The sequence below is a fragment of the Methanosarcina flavescens genome (genome assembly GCF_001304615.2).
Classification (GTDB): Archaea; Halobacteriota; Methanosarcinia; order Methanosarcinales; family Methanosarcinaceae; genus Methanosarcina; species Methanosarcina flavescens.
This window is the reverse complement of the sequence record NZ_CP032683.1, coordinates 2,964,301-2,982,116: the sequence shown is the minus strand read 5'-3', so window position 1 is coordinate 2,982,116 and position 17,816 is coordinate 2,964,301. Positions and strand designations below refer to the sequence as shown.

Genomic DNA, 17,816 nt, shown 5'->3' with positions numbered 1-17,816 from the left:
TTCTTTGCTTCCGACTTCACACTCAAGGCATTTCATAGAATTGCAGATCCAACAGTTATAATAAAATTTGCAAGTACTTCTAAATCCTCTCAAACATAAATAATTATTTGTTAAGGAAGTAATAAAGCTAGCAGAAGGTATAAAGGTTGAAGCATAGTACTTTAATATTCTCAACCTTGACGGATGAATAAAGTATATTCAGGAAACAATTGAGCTTGTTTAACCCTACCCGCGGGCATCAGATCTTTTAACCTGTTGGGTTATGTCCTCTATAATGCCCTGGAAATGAGTAATTTCCCCTTCCTCATTGCGCTGAATAAAAGTTTTTTCGTCAACCCAGCGGACTTCAGAGCTCTGCGTAAGGATCCGGTACTGGCGATTGAATTCCTTTCCCCCTTCTTCGCAGTTCTCCTCAAGTTCGAGTTCCACAAGAAGCAGGTCTTCGGGATGAATAATTTTCCCATAAAGGACTCTTCCGGAAATGAAGTCCTCGGGGGCATACCCAAATTGCCTGACATTTTCGGATACATATACGGTAGGCCAGTATTTTTCAGCTTTCCAGAGAAATACTACCGTAGGACTGTTGTTAATTACGGTTTCAAGGGCTTTTTGCCGTTCAAGCAGGACCTTTTGCTTTTCCATCAGGGCTTTCTGGCTTTCAAGCGCGTCCCTCAGCGCTTTCTCATTTTTTATTTCCTGAGTAATATCTCTGACTATTCCCTGGAAACTTTTTACATTCCCGTTTTCATCACGATGAATAAAGGTTTTTTCTTCTACCCACCGGACTTTTCCCTTCCCTGTAAGAACCCTGTACCGCTGTACAAAACTCTCCTGCCCAGTTTCGCAACATCGTGTAAGTTCCTTTCTAACCCGGTCTATATCCTCGGAATGGACAATATCTGCATACATTATCCTGCCAGTCAGGAAATCTTCTGCGCTGTACCCAAGCTGGGTTACGTTTTCGGAAACATATTTTGCAGGCCAGTCCTCGTCCGGGGTCCAGAGAAAGGCCATAATAGGACTGTTATTAATTACAGTTTCCAGAATTCGCTGCCTTTCAAGTGCTTCATCAAGAATCAGTTCGTCGCTTTCAGCTAGTTGATTGAATCCCATAGCTATTACCTCCACAAACCCTTCGGATCCAAAATCCTTTAACCGTCTCAGGCAAAATGCACTTCTCAAATCCTCAAGTAATATATAATATATTTTGACATCTTATAAATTATAGCTTTTTGTTCACGGGAGAAATATCATGGATTCCAAGCTTACAGCAGAAAATAAAGAGAATGTCGGAAAAAGTGGAAAATCAGGAAAGGGAACACTCGACATTATACAGCAGGCCAGGGAAGAATACGGGAGATATTTCGGGATCTGCGGCTCGTACCATCACCTTAAAGCCTGCATCTGCAAAAGCTGTCCTTCCTATTCTGGCGGCGCAGGAATGTTTTGCTCGAGAGGCAAATGCCCAGGACAGGATAAAAAACTGGGCTGTCTCTGTGAAACCTGCGAACTTTTCAGGAAATTCCGGCTCGAGGGAAAGTACTTCTGTATCCAATCCGAAAAACCTGAGGCTTCTGAAGAAAGCCTGAATCTTCTCTAAAAAACAGCACAAAAGTCTCGGAGCGCAGTGAGAAGCAAGATTTTGTGTAATACAATGACCAGAAAATTCAAAACAAAAAAGGAAAAAAGGAATAAAAGTCCATAAGATTAAAAATGTTTTTTGTCTTGTAAAATACATCCGGTTTCGGAGGCACCTGAAAGCTATGACATTCCCACTTGCCACGGCTTTCAGGTACATTTTTAATGCATTTGCAGGGGTTCTGAGCAGAGAAAATTCCCGCTTATTAAGCCTGAAATTTTCTTCTTTAGCTTTTCAGAGATCTTTCGAGTTAAAGCCGAACTCCAGTATACAGCCCATAACTCGCAAGTATTCTGCAATTTTTTAAATGATGCAGAGTCTTTTGTGTCTTTAAAATTTTTGGTTTTTAACTGTTTTTAGTGCGCCATTTTATCTCGTTTTTTATGCAATTATTTATTTTTTTGCTACCGTTTTTAGTTGTTTAAGTGGTCACTTTAACTCGTTTTTATTGCCATTTTAACCAGTTTTCAGTGACCAACTTAATTTTTTGCCATTTTTTAGTCGTTTTTTAGTGCCATTTTTTTTAAGCTTTGTTTGCCCTTTCTGGAGTGTTAATTATCTCTTTAGGCAATTTTCTTATGTTGGACTTGTTTCTGTCAGGTGGCAAGTGATTTGTATATAGCTTTGATAATATATAGCCCGATCTACCTAGTTGTTGCAAAAGTTTCAGGAAAAGGAAAGAGGCATATGCAGGTTCTAAAGCAAAGAGATTTTTTAATGCTATTAAAATTTCCAATGGGGACAAAATCAAATCTGGAGCTCTTCTCAAAATCAGGATTTCAAACATTCTCTAAATATATTTTCTTGTCTAACATAATCTTTTAATAAAAGTGCTTCCAATAAATATAGAATAGCAATGAGTTCATCTTTATGCGATACTATCTGGCTTTCTGAAAAAAGGAAAAATCTCCTCCTTCTGCTGATGGAAGGACCAAGGGACATTGAGCAAATAAAAACTTCTCTCAATGTAACCTCAAAGGCAATGATGCCTCAGATTAAAATCCTTAAAAAACAGGGTCTGATCTTCCAGAAAGAGGATACTTATATGCTCTCGGAGATCGGGAAACTTATTGTGGGAAACATGCTTCCTCTTCTGAACACACTTGAGGTCATCGAGGAGAATAAAGATTACTGGGCAAGCCGGGATACGAGTGTCATACCCAATGAACAGTTTATGCGGCTTGGAGAGCTTGGAGAATGCATGGTGATAGAACCCGACCTGAACCATCTGTTCGACCTTCCCAGGGAGTTTACCGAAAATCTCATAAAATCAAGATGCATCATGAGCTCGCTCTCCTACTATCATCCTCTCTATCCTTCACTTTATTCCAGGCTCGCAAAAAATGGGGCTGAAATGGAAGTCGTGCTTACAAGACCTGTATTCGAGAGGCTCAAAAATGATTGCGCGGATGAACTTGAAGCCCTGCTCAACTCCGAAAATACAGTTTTTATGGTCTACGAGGAAAGTCTGCAGCTTCCGACGATTGCTGTTACTGAAAGGTTTATGTATCTCTGCCTTTTCAACAGGCAGGGGAAATACGATCACAGGAAAGTAATGAGTTTCGATGCCAGCGCCCTTCGCTGGGGTAAGGAACTTTTCACGCATTATAAACAATTGTCTCGAGAAGTGATCGAAATCTGAAGGTTGCCTGGTTTCTGCAGGCAAAACAGAGACAATTCTCCCGCTTCCATTTATATCTGGCTGGAGTTTAAGCTATGAAATTTAAAAACTTCCCCCTGAAATCAAAGCTGGTTATTTATATCGTTGTAGGGGTTTTTCTTGTGCTTGCGGTCTCTACGGCTGTAATTATAAGTACGGTCACTTCCCAAGAAGAAAAGCTGGCTTACCAGAAATCAATTGAAATGGCAAGCAATTATGCAAACCAGTTTGATGCAGATATGAAAGCTAACAGCGCAGTTGTAAAGACGCTTGCCCTTACTATGGAGAATTACGAAGCTTCTAACAGGAGTGAGGTAATCAGCATTCTTGAGAACATCCTTGAAAAAAACCCGAATCTCACTGGTGTTTATGTGGGATATGAGCCAAACGCTTTTGACGGCAAGGATGAGGAATACGTTAATGCCCCAGGGCATGACGCAACAGGTATGTTTGTTCCTTACTGCAATAATATAGAAGGCAGCGTCATTGTCGAGCCACTTGTGCATTACAGTTCATCGGATTACTACCAGCTGCCCAAAGCAAAAGGAGAATATATCCTGACCGAGCCGTACTTTTATGAAGGAGTTTTTATGGTAAGCCATGTATCCCCGATTTTCAAGGATGGAAAATTTGTCGGGATAGGAGGAATAGATGTCCCTCTGGAATATGTAGATGAGGAAGTGAGCGAGGTCCGAGCTTTTGACACGGGATATGCCTTCATGGTAAGTAATACCGGCGTTTTGCTCTCCCATCCTGTACGCAAGGATTGGATTGGGAAAAAGAGTCTCTACGATTTTAATTTAGAAGAAATAGACAGAGCCGCAGGTGAAATAAAAAACGGAACAGGGGGATATATCGAGATTATAGACCCTACCACAGGTAAAAATGTTGTAATGTTTTATGAACCTGTGAAAACCGGGAATCTCGCCTTCGTGCTTGTAATTCCGAAAGAGGAAATGCTTGCAGGCATTGTTGATCTTCGGAACAGGCTACTTGTCATTTCTGCAATCTCTATCTTGTTTATGGCAGGCCTTGCATATATGATCGCCCTCTCCATCACAAGGCCGATAGATAAAATCGTTCAGGATTTCAAGAGTATTGCCCAGGATGCCGTTAAAGGAAGGCTTGATGTCAGGGCGGATACAGATGTGGAAATTGATTTTAGGGAAATCCCTACAGGCCTTAACGAGATCCTTAAGGCTGTAATTGTTCCTGTCAGGGAGACTATACGGGTGACCAATGCGCTCGCAAGAGGAGAGTTAAAAGAGAGGGTAAACGCCGATGTACAGGGAGAGTTCAGAGAACTCGGAAACACACTTGATAAATTCTCCGAAACCTTGAACCAGATAATTGACGACTCAAATGCAGTCTTTACAGCCTTTCAGCAGAATGATTTTAAGCGGCAGATTCTTGTGCATGGGCAGGGCGATTTCAAGCTACTTACGGATGGAATCGAAAAGACGCGTCAGGCTCTTGATCTGGCTACTACTCAGCGTATAGAGGCAGAAAAAGCTCTTCTGGATTATGCAAAAGAACTTGAGCGTTCTAACCAGCTTAAGGAAGAAATGGAAAAAGTAATAAATACAAGTCCTGTAATTGTGTTTCTGTGGAAGTATGAACCCATGTGGCCTGCGGAATTTGTCTCGGAAAACATTACCAGGCTGGGTTATGACGTGGAGGACTTCACCTCGAAAAGGCTTCGTTATGGTGATATTGTGCATCCCGAGGATATTGAGAAAATGAGTGCCGAGGTTAAAATGCGTGTTGAGACCGGCTGTACGGACTACACCTCGGAATACCGGGTTCTCACAAAATCAGGTGAGGTCCGCTGGGTTGACGAAAGGACGTTTGTCCAGCGCAGCGAGGACGGAGAAATCCATCTTCAGGGTGTTATCCTTGATATAACCGAGCATAAGAAAGCTGAGGATGCCCTTCTCAAGATGGAGGAGATCCGTAAAAAAGAAATCCATCACCGCATCAAGAATAATTTACAGGTTATCTCAACGCTCCTGTACCTTGAATCCGGAAACTTTACGGATAAAGATGTAATTGAAGCCTTCAGAGACAGCCAGCACAGGGTCAAGTCAATGGCGCTTGTTCACGAAAAACTTTACCAATCCGAAGATATGGTAAGCGTAGACCTTGCAGATTATATTAAGAATCTTGCAGATTATCTTTTCCAGTCCTATTCCCTTGACAGCGGGAAAGTAAGCTTGAAACTGGATATTGAAAAGGTTTTTCTGGGCATGGATACGGCGGTTCCTCTCGGGATAATTGTCAATGAGCTGGTCTCAAACTCCCTCAAACATGCTTTTGCTGGGAAAAAAGAAGGAGAGATTTATATTGAGCTACGCAAAAGTAAAGAAGAATGTCTCTCCTGGCAGAAAGAAGACCCTGGGAACTCAGGAGATAGAGAATCCAGTTGCCCTAATAACGAGATTAATGATCTTAAAGGTACAAAAGGGAGCAAAGAAGAAAGGTTAACTCTTATAGTAAGAGATAATGGTAGGGGCTTTCCTGAGGAACTTGACTTTAGGGACACGACTTCCCTGGGACTTCAACTGGTAACAACACTCGTGGATCAGATTGATGGGGAAATCGAACTTGACAGAAGCATGGGAACCGGGTTCAAAATTAGTTTTTCCAGAAGATGAAGCCCTGAAATAAATGAAAATGGCAGAAGGAAGAAAAATGGCAGAAGGTAGAATTCTCGTTGTTGAGGACGAGCATATCGTCGCAATGGGTATAAAGAAAATGTTAAAGAGCCTGGGATATACGGTTACAGGCGTAGCTTCGTCTGGAAAGGATGCCATAAGCAAGGCAGAGAGCACTTTCCCTGATGTCGTACTTATGGATATCATGTTAAAAGGCGACATGGACGGCGTGGATGCTGCAAAGGAAATCAGGGAAAGGTTTAATGTTCCTGTTGTCTACCTGACTGCTTATTCCGATAATAATATTCTTGAGCGGGCTAAGAAAACCGAGCCTTTTGGTTATATCATAAAACCCTTTGACGAGAAAGACCTGCACAGCAGCCTCGAAGTAGCTCTGCACAGGTACAGGAAAGAAAAAGAAAAATCTGAATGAATCAGGGAAAAATAACCCGAACAATTCAGATAAAAAGAAAATCAGAATAAACCAGCAAGAAGAAAGCTTGGAATATCTAAGCAGGAGGAAAAATAGAATAATCCAGGGAGAGATTCGATAGAATATTTATTCCTGTGAGATTTTTAAGAAATCCTGATATTCTCCGTAGCCAGGTCTACTTCTTCTTTAGAGGCGCGGGAACTTTTTCTGTTATTCCGGCGCCTTTTATTCCTGTGCCTTTTTATAAATTTCTCTTTTGATCTTTTTTCAGACTTCGTTTAGGGGCTTCTTTGTGTGAGAAAGAAATGAAAATCGAGGAATATTATTCTAGTATGCGTACTAAATAATTTATGCACTGATTTTTAATCAGCTGAATTAGGGATGTAATTGTACTTTATGCTAATTTCCATGTATCCACAACTTATACATTTATAGTGTTTGATAGTTCTAACAGTCCTATATTCCATATTCACATCAGGGTGCCTGTATTCTGCTAAAGCAAGCTTTTTTCCACATTCTTTACAATTTCTTCTATTTTTGCTAATCTTTTTTGATTTGGATTTGGAAAGCTCGTATTCGATTTCTGTCTTGATTTCTTCATTATTGCAATATATACACTTCATGTATCTTGTTATTGTTTTTTCGAATTTATCATAAGTACTTACCATTTTGATAAGAGGCTCTTTAATTTCTTTGAAAGCAAAATCTCTGCCACACTTATCACACTTTGAAATGTTGTAGTAATTCTTGATTTCAGAGATGTATGAAGAGATGATACCGAATGCCAAGCTCATAAAGAATAGTAGGGTTGACGAAAGCGAGCTATTTCTTCCTAATATAATTTCTAAAATTAATAGGAAGAGCAGTAAAATGGATTTAAGCATTGCTACCATTTTTAAAATGCTAACCCCTCCTAAGCCAAATATGTAGATCGTACAAGGAGCTAGTCTTTCAGGAAAGCTGGAAAAATAACCTTCAAAACTTATTGTCAAACTATCAGTATTTCTATCCAGTTCATAACAAAAATCATCAAGATATACTTTGTTTGTGCCTTCTGGAAATTTTATATATGTGAAATCTTTTTCCAAAGTATCATGCCAGTTCCCAATTATTAACTCTTTTTCTCAAATTAATCTAAATACATCTCAGAATAAGATAATCTTTTTGTTAAAAAATATTTATTATTCCGAAACTTATATAGTTAAATAATATTATATATTCATAAATAGTATTTCAAATTGTAAAAGAAGTATGCTTAATGCTAAAAATGCCATATCAAAAGTGTTGGTCTGAATATCTTCGTTAAACATTAATGAAAAGATTTTAGACGGATTAAAAAGCCGATTACACTGAAAAGTTATAATATATTTTTATTACATCTATCTGATTGTGATTTCCTATCTTCTACGTTACCGTTTAGATATTTATATTAAAATCAACTAGGTAGCATGAGTCATAAAGAAAGTATATTTTATTCTTATAACTGTAGAAAACCCCTCAAAAATGAAGAGCACTCATAACTATTGATTTAATCCGGGTTTTCAGAATATTTTGAGCCATTTATTGAATTCATTTTTTCCCGACAGTGCGATTAAAATTTTTAAATGGATAAAAATATCTTTTAGCCCTTGAAAAACCCCTTCACTTTTGTCTGGGATAGAGGCAGCATAGATTTCCTTTCCTTCGGTATATGCCATATGGTGCGGGTTATATACCTTGATTTATATAGGGGCGTCTGCAGGTATAGAAAAAGATTGACAGTAACATGGTTTAAGCCTGAGATGGTCAGGAAACCTGATAAAACCGGCTCTCGGAAGTTGAGATAAGGTGTAAGAGTAATGGTAGAAGGAAAAATTCTGGTTGTTGAGGATGAACACATTGTTGCAATGGGACTAAGGGCAATGCTGAGAAACCTGGGATATACGGTTACAGGTGTGGCTTCTTCAGGAGAGGAAGCCATTAGTAAAGCTGAAAGCACCAGACCTGACCTTGTGCTTATGGATATTATGCTTAAAGGTGACCTTGACGGTATAGAAGCTTCGAAGGAAATAAAAAAACGCTCTGGCATTCCGGTCGTTTACCTTACAGCCTGTTCCGACCGTAAAATTCTCGAAAAAATCTGGAATACCGGATCCGGGTATATTATGAAGCCATTTGACGAAAAGGATCTGAAAAATGGTATTGATTCTGTTCTTATGCAGTATAGACTGGAGAAGAAGAATGTTAAAAGAAGTCCGGAGAAGTTTCTGGAAGATTCAGGAGAGCTCAGTACTCCCTCAAGTTTCCTTTCCAGCTATAAAGGGCCAAAGTAAACTTTAAGAATTCGGTGTTACCTTTTCAGCTCTTTTTCTATGATTTCAACAGCGGTTTTCAGAACTTTGATTCTGGAATATCGTTTATCGTTTGATTCTACAATAATCCACCGGGAATTTGTTGTGCTTGTTTTCTGGAGCATCTCGTTGGCTGCAATCTTATAATCGTCCCATCTGCCCCGGTTTCGCCAATCCTCGGCTGTGATTTTCCACTTTTTTTTTGGATCAACCTGCCGGCTGTTGAAACGTTCAAGCTGGGTTTCCTTATCAATGTGAAGCCAGAACTTGAGCACAATCGTTCCAGCCTGTGTCAGAATTTCCTCAAATTCGTTAATCTCTCTGTAAGCTCTTTTCCATTCTTCCTCTCTGCAGAAGCCTTCGACTCTTTCTACCAGGACGCGGCCGTACCAGCTCCGGTCGAAAATTGTTATATGTCCAGCTCTAGGGATAGCTTCACAGAAACGCCATAGGTAATGATGAGCTTTTTCGATGTCATTGGGCGAGCCCACTGGGACTACTCTGTAAAGCCTGGGATTGAGATTTTCTACAAGGCGGTGGATATCTCCTCCTTTGCCTGCTGCATCCCAACCTTCAAAGACCACAACCACTGGACGCTTTTTCCTGAATAGTTCGTACTGGAGAGTTGCAAGCTTTTGCTGGTAAAACTTTTTTGATGTCCTGTACTCATCTGCATCCATTCTTCTGGAAAGGTCAACTTTCTCAAGTATTAAATCGTTAAGTTGAGGAACTCTCCTGGTCTCCAGATCCAGGTATTTAAGGGTCTGTACGGCTGGAGTTCGGGTTGCCTGTTTAATGGAAGCTTCCATCGCATGAATAACAGTCATCATAATTTTAAGAGTTGCGAAGTTCCTATCATTAGCTTCCACGACTGTCCACGGAGCATAAGGCATATCGGTCTTCTCCAGCATATTCTCTACAAAAGGGAGGTACTCATTATAATTATGGATAAGATCAAGATCCTGGCTAAGTTCTTTTTCATATTCCTCAAATATGAGTGGAATATTAACTTTTTTAAGTTCTTTAAAACGCTCTTTATGCTCTTTTTCACTTATATGAAGGAAAAGTTTTATGATAAGATACCCATCATCGGCAAGCTGCCGCTCAAAATAATTTATTTTTTCCAAGTATTTTTTCATTTCCTGTCCGGTTTTTTCTTTTCCCAGGCATTCTATCACTGCCCTGCTGTACCAACTTCTGTCAAAAATTGCAATTTTTCCTTTTGCAGGAATCCTGGACCAGAAACGTACAATGAAGGGTTTGAGAAGCTCTTCATAGCAGGGCCTGGTCATGGTATTGAAGCTGTACCCTCTGGGATCCAGTGAAAGAATAAAACGGTTGACATCCTCTCCCATACCGGGAACATGCCAGCCTTCGAAAACGAGAATAACCGGTATTTTTAAGTCCCAGGCTTTCCGCTGCAGTTCTCCGAGCTTGGGTTTAAGCAATTTTTTGCTTTTTTTGTACTCAGCATTTGTTATTGCCTTTGAAAGATCGATTTTCTCAAGCATATGGAGCCCCCCTTGAATTTTAAAACAGAGACTATCCCATTATTAATAGAACATTAATTTGAAGTGTATGGCTGGTATAATTTTATCTTAAAAATAATGATATACTGTATATGCGTCTGATAAGCTACTTTAGTTTTTTTGATTTTGTGCCTTGGCAACTGTTAAGTGCATGCAATATTAAGTTCAAAAGCCTCGATTGAGAATCTTTACTTTTAAACTTTACTTTTAAACTTTACTATTTGTTTTTATTTCAATTAAACGAAGACTCATTTTTACTAATTAATATATAATTTATTATTTTGTTTTCATACAATGCGGCTCTATTTAGAAAAACGCATGAAAAAATAACATATTCTCACTTTTTAAATCAAGTAATCGTTTCAAGGAATTTTTGTTCCAGAGAGCCTATACAACACAGCAGAAAGAATATTTTATAAATATACACTGATATTTATGCCCCAACTATAATTATATAGGGTTTTAATCAATACTATATTTTTAAGTACATATATTATACAGTATGTATATTATACATTTTTATATAGGATGTGTAATAAATGTAATAAATTATTTTAAGCTGAATAAATTAAGCTTGAATAAATACCTCTTACCAGCTTATTTACTCTACAAATATCTAATTGATTAAAAATATCTCAGAAAAACTAATTTAAAATTTCATAATTAATTTATTATGGTTACAGTATCTTAATAGTTAAGATATATTATTTAATATATACTTTTATTTGATGTGTTGAAAATAATTGCACAATTATTCTTATAAACCGCTATAAAAATAGTTATTATTGTAATGATATATCACAATATATATATATATATATATATATATATCATGATATATGTTCAAAGGAATAATTTGCTAATCACTCAATTAAATATATATAAATTAATGTAATTAACTATCTATTTGTTAAGCATTTCTAAACTCAGATTTTCTAACATATATTATAATACATATATTATTACTAATTAATATATGTATTAAATAGAAGTTTTGCTTTATAAATTCCTCCTTTATTGTGTATTATCTAATTATTATATTTTATTATCACTCTCACTGTCTTTTTTATTTGCAATAAAACTAATGCATATTTTGCATAGTATATTATTTTTATGTTTTTGGATTGAGTTATGTATACTGATAAGATGATTTAGTTCAATCTGTAAAATTAATAATTAAATTTTTTATATATTTATCTAATTTTCTTATACAGTCTATTAAAATATGTCTATATTTATAATATTCTTTTTCAAGTGAATCGGATAGACTACTTAGCTCAAAGTTTGATAAAAACGTATAGGTAGAATTTAGACAACTAATAAGATAAATAGTAAATTATTAAGATTAATATACTTACTAGAACATATCTGAAGATTACTAGATCTATGCATCAGAAATAAACAATTAAATCTATTCTTAAAGTATATATGAATAGCTACGCTTACTTTCTCGGTTACTTTTCTTTTATTTCTTTTTGCATTAAGGCCCCCAGTTATCGGCAGAAACATGTAAATTCCTATAGTCTATGGAATGAACGACTTCACAAAATTGGGGTCTAAATATCATTTTGTAGGTATCATATAATCGATACATATATTATATAGGAATGATAGCGTTTAATGCACTTTTTAGTTGTGAACTGATTTTGATAAATGAAAAAAGAAGGTCTAAAAAGGAGGTCTAAAAAAGTGAGAGGATAAGTTATCTTTAATATGCATTAGGGTTATATAATATAATATTAATTATTACAATTCAGGAGTTTTGCTCACTCAAATCAAAGTTTTGAGTAGATTTTTTTTAAAAATAGAAAATCTAATAGACAGCAACCTGTTAGAAAAAACATTCTCATCAAAATTTGATTAGAGGGGGATCTATTTTTCCGCTTTCTTTTCTATTTTCCCTACTTTTTTCTTGAATATCTCAGTCTTATTCACTTAAATTATATAATAAACTTGAAAAATTATTTAACTCCGGATTTTATGCTAATATATTTATATAATATTTTTTAGTCTGAATAGTATAGACAAACTAACTTTGAAACCACCATAAACACATAGTTCTGAAGCTTAAGAAATTTAATCTGGTAAGGAGTTAAAAGTTAAATGGTTAATTCATATTATTACTAAGGACAATTTATATTCATATTCCGGAAAATGTAAGAAGAATGCATAAGGTTGACTAATAAATATATTGTATATTATGAATTATATATTATTGTAAAATAATAAATATACTTTTTAAATAATTATTATTTAATAAAACTAAATTTATTAATGATTACTAATAAATTCAATTATAAATATTTTAATTATATTAAATAGATATTATTTATTTTTACAAATAATATTTTATTCACATGTAATATTATAATATTACACAATAATAAATCCTGAATTAAAATATCTAAGGGATCGTAAAAATTTTAAAATATGGAAAAAGTTGTAACTAAATTAAAATGCGAGTTCAATATCAAAGATTTCTTCGAAAAGTTTATATTTTTTGCGGGCTCTGTACAGGTATTGACGGACAGGGGTTTCTTCATTTGCCCTGGCAAAAAGGGCTTCGATTTCTCCTCTGGAAAAGACGGCTTCAAGCTTTTTCATAGAAATTGCCTCAAGCCCTTCCCAGTCGTCAACGATCTGGTTACTTATAGGAATAGGGATTGGAAGCAGGGATACTTGCACCTCATCTATCCAGTTCCATGCGGAATCATAGACATTTGCATAAAAAGTCCCACAAGAAGTGCATTTTGTTACAATTACGGTTTTTTCACCTGCTGCGTGGTAGCTGAGGCTCATAAGTATGGAATCGCAACTGGTGCAATTACCGATCTCATTTTCTTCCAGGCTGTAAGCAGGTATTCGGTTTTCTCCAATGCATAGATAGTTTCCTGTAAGGTCATAGCTGTACTCCATTTTATGCGCTCCTGGATGAGATTAAGAGGATTGAAGCTATCAGTTTTCAGGCTTTTTTCTTATTTTTACTCTCTTTCTTTATAAGGGTTATAAACCTATTAATACTAATCGGGTATAGATACTCTTCATTTTTGAGGGGTAATATAAGATTAAAATAAATAAAAACATACTTTTTATTTTATTAGTAACACTTTACCTGCCCTAACACAAATTTTCAAGTGGATAACACCAAAATAGCGAAAACCACAATCTAGAGCTATGTAATCAAAAAGAGTTACATAAGTTTTTTAAAGTAACTAGCTTTTTAATCAATCTAAATCCTGTCTTTTTATTAGATTGTTTCGATGAAGATATTCTCGAGCAATATCTTCAATACTTTTATATTTCTTAATTTAGATTTATACAATTATAATGCTTTCTTAAAAATAATAAATAAAATCTATTATTTTTTAAAACCCTCATTAAAAATATAATTTTCTTTTTTATTTTTAGGGCTGATTTCCATCGTTTCTATTTTATCCCATTGTACTATTTTTAATATATTATTTTCACTTAAAGTGACTAAATATTTATCTAAAATGCCTCTAAATTGACCTTTAATTTCTCCAGTTTCGGTTTTTATTTTAACATAAGGGAGGTCATGCTTATAAAAATTTGTTATTGACCTAATGACGCTCTCATTAAACCATTTAGCAAAAAAATATGATACGACTATTAAAGCAAGGCTTATAGAAAACCCCATTATATATGCAATTACGTGAACTCCTAAATACATTAAATGCTTATATACAAGATCAAATCGTTCTCTATTAAATGAAAGATTATTGTCAATTATTGAGAGATTATAGAGAGTCGCGGTAAAATAAAGAAACATAGCTATATACAATCCAAGAACAACACCAATAAAGACCCAAAACGATACATATACAAAAGACGATTTTACTTCGCCATCTTCACCAATTTTAGGAATAAAAAGTTTCTTTGATCCAAGATATCTACACCACGAAATAAAAATTAATAAAACGATAAGTATTCCCATGTTAGAACATGAGTGAAAAAACGCAACAACATTTAATATGACCACGTCTGAACTTAAATCTAACAAATTTCCAATATAGTTTATATCAAGAATATAGTCAAATATTTTTGCAATTACTTGTACTAAAATTAGCTCAATCAAAAAGCCTGCTAAAATGCCAACAATAAAGTACACGTATGATGAGCAATATACAGTAATAATTTTGTAAATTTTTACTGTGTCTAGATATTTTTCTACAGAAGGAAAATTAACTTTCAATAATTTGATGTACTTGTTTTTTTCACGTAGACTTAAATAAGTTTTGAAAATTACTTGTATAAAACCTGTTACAATAACAACAATAATAGGAATCAAAAGCTGCGATAGAATCTGTAATGGTTCTTTAGTGACAATTTCCAATTTTTCTCACGCGGTTAATTAAGAAAATAATGTAAATATTCTTTTTGATTTTGTTGCGTTATTACTCATCTCAGAAATTTATAATAACTTTCGTTAACTTTATAGAGAATGATTCCTCACACAGCTGGAATATTATGTTTTCTCTCGTTCTATTACTTTGTTTAACATATCTTCAACCTTTGGCCATATATCTGATAAGACATATTCTGTTCCCAAAAATAAAAAAAGAAGTTGAAATGTTTGAATTTTTTCAGGGGCAACAATGCCATCATATTTTTCAGATAAACTGTAAACCCAACTTAAAAAAATTGTAATTCTACATGAAATAGCTATAGAGAATGTTATCGAAAAAAATTTTAGATATTCATTGAGCATGCTCTTGTCTAAAGCAGAACTTAAAGAACTATTATATATTTTTCGAATTTCTGTAAAAATATAACCCAAGAAAAGGACAAAAGCAGTATAAGCAGCAAAGACATATTGATATCTAAACACATGGTCACTATAAAAATTAGTACCAAAAGTAGAGTCATTTATTAATAAGTACAGATCGATCACAGAGACAACAGAAGGAACTCCAAACGCACAAATATAAAAGAAATAGTTGAAGCTCTTTACTTTTTTCGGATTTCTAAACTGATGTCTTAGCTGCTTTAAGAATGATTTTTTAATTATTTTCGATTGGGGGTTTTCAGAAACTTTAGAACTATATCTTTTTTTAAAGCGGTTTAGTACAGCTTGCTTAAGTTCTAAAAAGCAGGGCGTTGAATTTAGGTATATATATAAAAGATATGATACTATCGCAGAAATAATAGAAATTATGAAATAATCTATAAGAGCTAACAATTTCAAATTAATTGGATCTTGATATGGAATTCCTCCAGCTTGCATCATTAATTCCGACATCATATTGATTATATTGAAATTATTGGTATCTATTGGATAATATACTAAGGCTATTTTAAGATACTTTGCAAAATAAATTGCATTAACAAAAATAAAATTACCAATAAATAAACAAAGGATATCTTGTTTATTGTTTTTAAAATCCATGCAATATTTTACATTCAAACGATTAAATACGATTTTGTTTATAGAAATTGTAATGTAACTAAACAAGAGTAAAACAATCGAATAACTTATTAAAAAAAGCTTATAGTTAAACAAAGATGGGTCTAAAAAATAATAATTCACTTGATCTGACACAATCATTGCAAAGACAATAGAAATAATTAAAAATTCGAATAAGAATAATTTTGAATCTGTGTAATCAAATGAGATTAGATTTGTAGATTTCAATTGACTCTTCGTTGATTTCTCAAGACTACTGTTAGCTCTTTTTATTCTTTTAAATAATAAAGAAATAGTTCCCTCAAACAAAATTATAAACAAAAAAAACATTTCAAAAAAGAATAGAAGCATAAACATTATATAAGCCGATATGAAGTATCCATATTGAGGAGTAAACAAAAGCTGGACATCATAGCGGCTACTGAATATTTGTAAAATATCAGAAATTATTGTATTTACACCGAAGATGCTATAATAAGTGACTGATATCGCAAAATACCAGCGTTGTTCTAACGTTTGTTTCCAAGATAAAACCTGTAAGCATTTTAAAAAATATGCATCCCAATTAGTTCTTAAAGATAAAATTTTTATGAATATTATAAATTCAAATATATAAACAGATATCTTTATTATAATGGACAAAATATAGAATTCTTCATTTATAAGAAGTCCTATTTTATATATTTGAGCTAAAATCGTAAAACATATAATGAAAAAAATATATAATAGTATATTAAGTGTGTTCTTAGTAATTGATTCGTAATTTTTTGGTAAAAATATCCTATTAAATTCTAAGAACTTACTAATGTGTCTCTTTGAACTCATTTAAATAGTAATTCACTAGGGAATATTAATTCATTTCTAATTGAATCAATAAATGCCTAGTAAACTTAAATTCTCAAAGCCAATTTTTCCTAAGCTTAAGCTCTCTTCAAATACAGACATATAAAGAGATAAAAACATGGAATAATATTCTTAAATACTTTTTACATTTTCCCTTGTGTCATTACCTGTAAAATTCAACCGATACTGTTTTACTTTTTTATTGTAAATATTTACACGTTCGTCCAATAACGGTTTACACAATTTACTGTAAATTTACTAAATTTACAATTTAAATGTAAAAACATACATATTTTACACTTTTTTAATACAAAAAATTAATATTCTCTCTTCTTCCCTCTACATATTCCGCTAACTCAAACCCTTTCCTTTCTATTACTTTCCTTCTCGGAATGAGTTTCCCTTCATACTCTATTCTCTCACTCATTCGGGTTTCATAAGCCTTACTTAGCTTATCTGTCCCTCCCTCTCTTAATCTAAGGGAATAATTATTCATTCTCAAAAAGTCTGTTTTAGGAACTCTATAGCCCTTCGAAAGTAGTTTATAGACTACTACGTCTATTTCTCCTCTAAAAATCTCCTGTAGGTCATATGCTAAGCTCCGCTTTTCGTTTCTCATTTCATGCAAAAAGCCGATACATGGATCAAGCCCTACAGTATTAATGATTCTTAAACATTCAGCTTCCAGTAAGGCATACCCATAATTTAACATCGTATTTGTATAATCAGAAGATTCTCTTCCTGATCTTTCTACAAACCCCCATTTTTCAGGAATAGCTTTCATAAATTCCTTCCAATAGATTTTTGCGGCGGTAGCTTCATACCCCATCAATTCCGGTATATCTTTTGCGTTATCTACTTCGTTAAGATATGGAACGATAAGATGAGTTTCAATAACTGGAAACGGTAAAGAATCTAAAATCTTAATAGAATTAGTTATTTTTGCTTTAATCAAATTTTTTGCAATACCTAATCTTTTATCTTCATCAAGATAGGTTTCGTATTGTGCAATTTTCCTTTTTCCATTATTCTCTTTTTCCTGATTGACTGAAGATAATAAACTTCCATCCCAATTAAAAATATTAAGCTGGATATTCTGTAAACTTATCCATTTAAAAGCTTCAAGGGAAATATAACCAGTTTGACCATAAATTAAGATAGATGTTATCTTCTTCTGATTGGGCTGTAAATAATAACTTTCTGGTTTCTCTTCTGAACTTCTGTTTCCATTTTTAATAACAAGTCTTCCATTATCAACAGTAATTTTAATGCCGTAACCATTCAAAATAAGCGGATTCCCCAT

General features: G+C 34.3%; 14 protein-coding genes. 5 read left to right on the top strand and 9 right to left on the bottom strand.

Annotation, left to right across the window (positions count from 1 at the left end; genetic code table 11):
- Positions 1-225: 225 nt before the first annotated feature.
- Entirely contained in the window at positions 226-1,113 is an 888-nt protein-coding gene (locus AOB57_RS13045) for a PAS domain-containing protein (protein ID WP_054297713.1), read from the bottom strand.
- Positions 1,114-1,252: 139 nt separating this feature from the next.
- Here AOB57_RS13045 and AOB57_RS13040 point away from each other — a divergent pair, with 139 nt between their 5' ends.
- Positions 1,253-1,600: a DUF2769 domain-containing protein gene (locus tag AOB57_RS13040; protein WP_082384039.1), complete on the top strand. Its 348-nt coding sequence runs from the start codon at positions 1,253-1,255 to the stop codon at positions 1,598-1,600.
- Positions 1,601-2,162: 562 nt separating this feature from the next.
- Here the strand turns inward: AOB57_RS13040 and AOB57_RS13035 are convergent.
- Positions 2,163-2,426: a hypothetical protein gene (locus tag AOB57_RS13035; protein ID WP_167829629.1), complete on the bottom strand. Its 264-nt coding sequence runs from the start codon at positions 2,424-2,426 to the stop codon at positions 2,163-2,165.
- Positions 2,427-2,495: 69 nt separating this feature from the next.
- Between AOB57_RS13035 and AOB57_RS13030 the strand changes: the two genes are divergently transcribed.
- The 3 genes from AOB57_RS13030 (at position 2,496) to AOB57_RS13020 (ending at position 6,386) form a co-directional block, all read left to right on the top strand.
- The gene (locus AOB57_RS13030) at positions 2,496-3,281 is read left to right on the top strand and encodes a helix-turn-helix transcriptional regulator (RefSeq protein ID WP_054297711.1); all 786 of its coding nucleotides are present in this window, start codon (positions 2,496-2,498) and stop codon (positions 3,279-3,281) included.
- 74 nt (positions 3,282-3,355) lie between these two features.
- Positions 3,356-5,953, top strand: coding sequence for a histidine kinase dimerization/phosphoacceptor domain -containing protein (locus AOB57_RS13025; RefSeq protein ID WP_054297710.1), 2,598 nt, complete (start codon positions 3,356-3,358; stop codon positions 5,951-5,953).
- A gap of 13 nt (positions 5,954-5,966) precedes the next feature.
- Positions 5,967-6,386 (top strand): response regulator, encoded by a 420-nt coding sequence (locus tag AOB57_RS13020; RefSeq protein WP_394339696.1) that lies wholly within the window; start codon positions 5,967-5,969, stop codon positions 6,384-6,386.
- Positions 6,387-6,748: 362 nt separating this feature from the next.
- On the opposite strand, the gene AOB57_RS13015 is transcribed toward AOB57_RS13020, so the two are convergent.
- Together AOB57_RS13015 and AOB57_RS13010 are read right to left on the bottom strand one after the other, a co-directional pair.
- On the bottom strand, positions 6,749-7,474 hold the full coding sequence (locus AOB57_RS13015; RefSeq protein WP_054297709.1) for a hypothetical protein: 726 nt from the start codon (positions 7,472-7,474) through the stop codon (positions 6,749-6,751).
- 453 nt (positions 7,475-7,927) lie between these two features.
- Positions 7,928-8,083 carry a hypothetical protein gene (locus AOB57_RS13010; RefSeq protein WP_167829628.1) on the bottom strand — a complete coding sequence of 52 codons (156 nt, stop codon included), beginning with the start codon at positions 8,081-8,083 and terminating at the stop codon, positions 7,928-7,930.
- A 141-nt stretch (positions 8,084-8,224) separates the two neighbouring features.
- Here AOB57_RS13010 and AOB57_RS13005 point away from each other — a divergent pair, with 141 nt between their 5' ends.
- Positions 8,225-8,698, top strand: a complete 474-nt coding sequence (locus tag AOB57_RS13005) for a response regulator (protein WP_054297708.1) — start codon at positions 8,225-8,227, stop codon at positions 8,696-8,698.
- 17 nt (positions 8,699-8,715) lie between these two features.
- Here the strand turns inward: AOB57_RS13005 and pap are convergent, their stop codons facing one another.
- From pap to cas1, 5 genes are all read right to left on the bottom strand, one after another.
- Positions 8,716-10,227, bottom strand: a complete 1,512-nt coding sequence (gene pap, locus AOB57_RS13000) for a polyphosphate:AMP phosphotransferase (protein ID WP_054297707.1) — start codon at positions 10,225-10,227, stop codon at positions 8,716-8,718.
- A 2,469-nt stretch (positions 10,228-12,696) separates the two neighbouring features.
- A complete protein-coding gene (locus tag AOB57_RS12995; protein ID WP_054299046.1) occupies positions 12,697-13,161 on the bottom strand; it encodes a hypothetical protein in 465 nt (154 codons plus the stop codon).
- A 442-nt stretch (positions 13,162-13,603) separates the two neighbouring features.
- Complete coding sequence (locus AOB57_RS12990) at positions 13,604-14,599, bottom strand: hypothetical protein (protein WP_054299047.1); 996 nt, start codon at positions 14,597-14,599, stop codon at positions 13,604-13,606.
- Between the two features lie 132 nt (positions 14,600-14,731).
- Positions 14,732-16,495, bottom strand: a complete 1,764-nt coding sequence (locus AOB57_RS12985; RefSeq protein WP_054299048.1) for a hypothetical protein — start codon at positions 16,493-16,495, stop codon at positions 14,732-14,734.
- A 322-nt stretch (positions 16,496-16,817) separates the two neighbouring features.
- Entirely contained in the window at positions 16,818-17,816 is a 999-nt protein-coding gene (gene cas1, locus AOB57_RS12980) for a CRISPR-associated endonuclease Cas1 (protein ID WP_082384241.1), read from the bottom strand.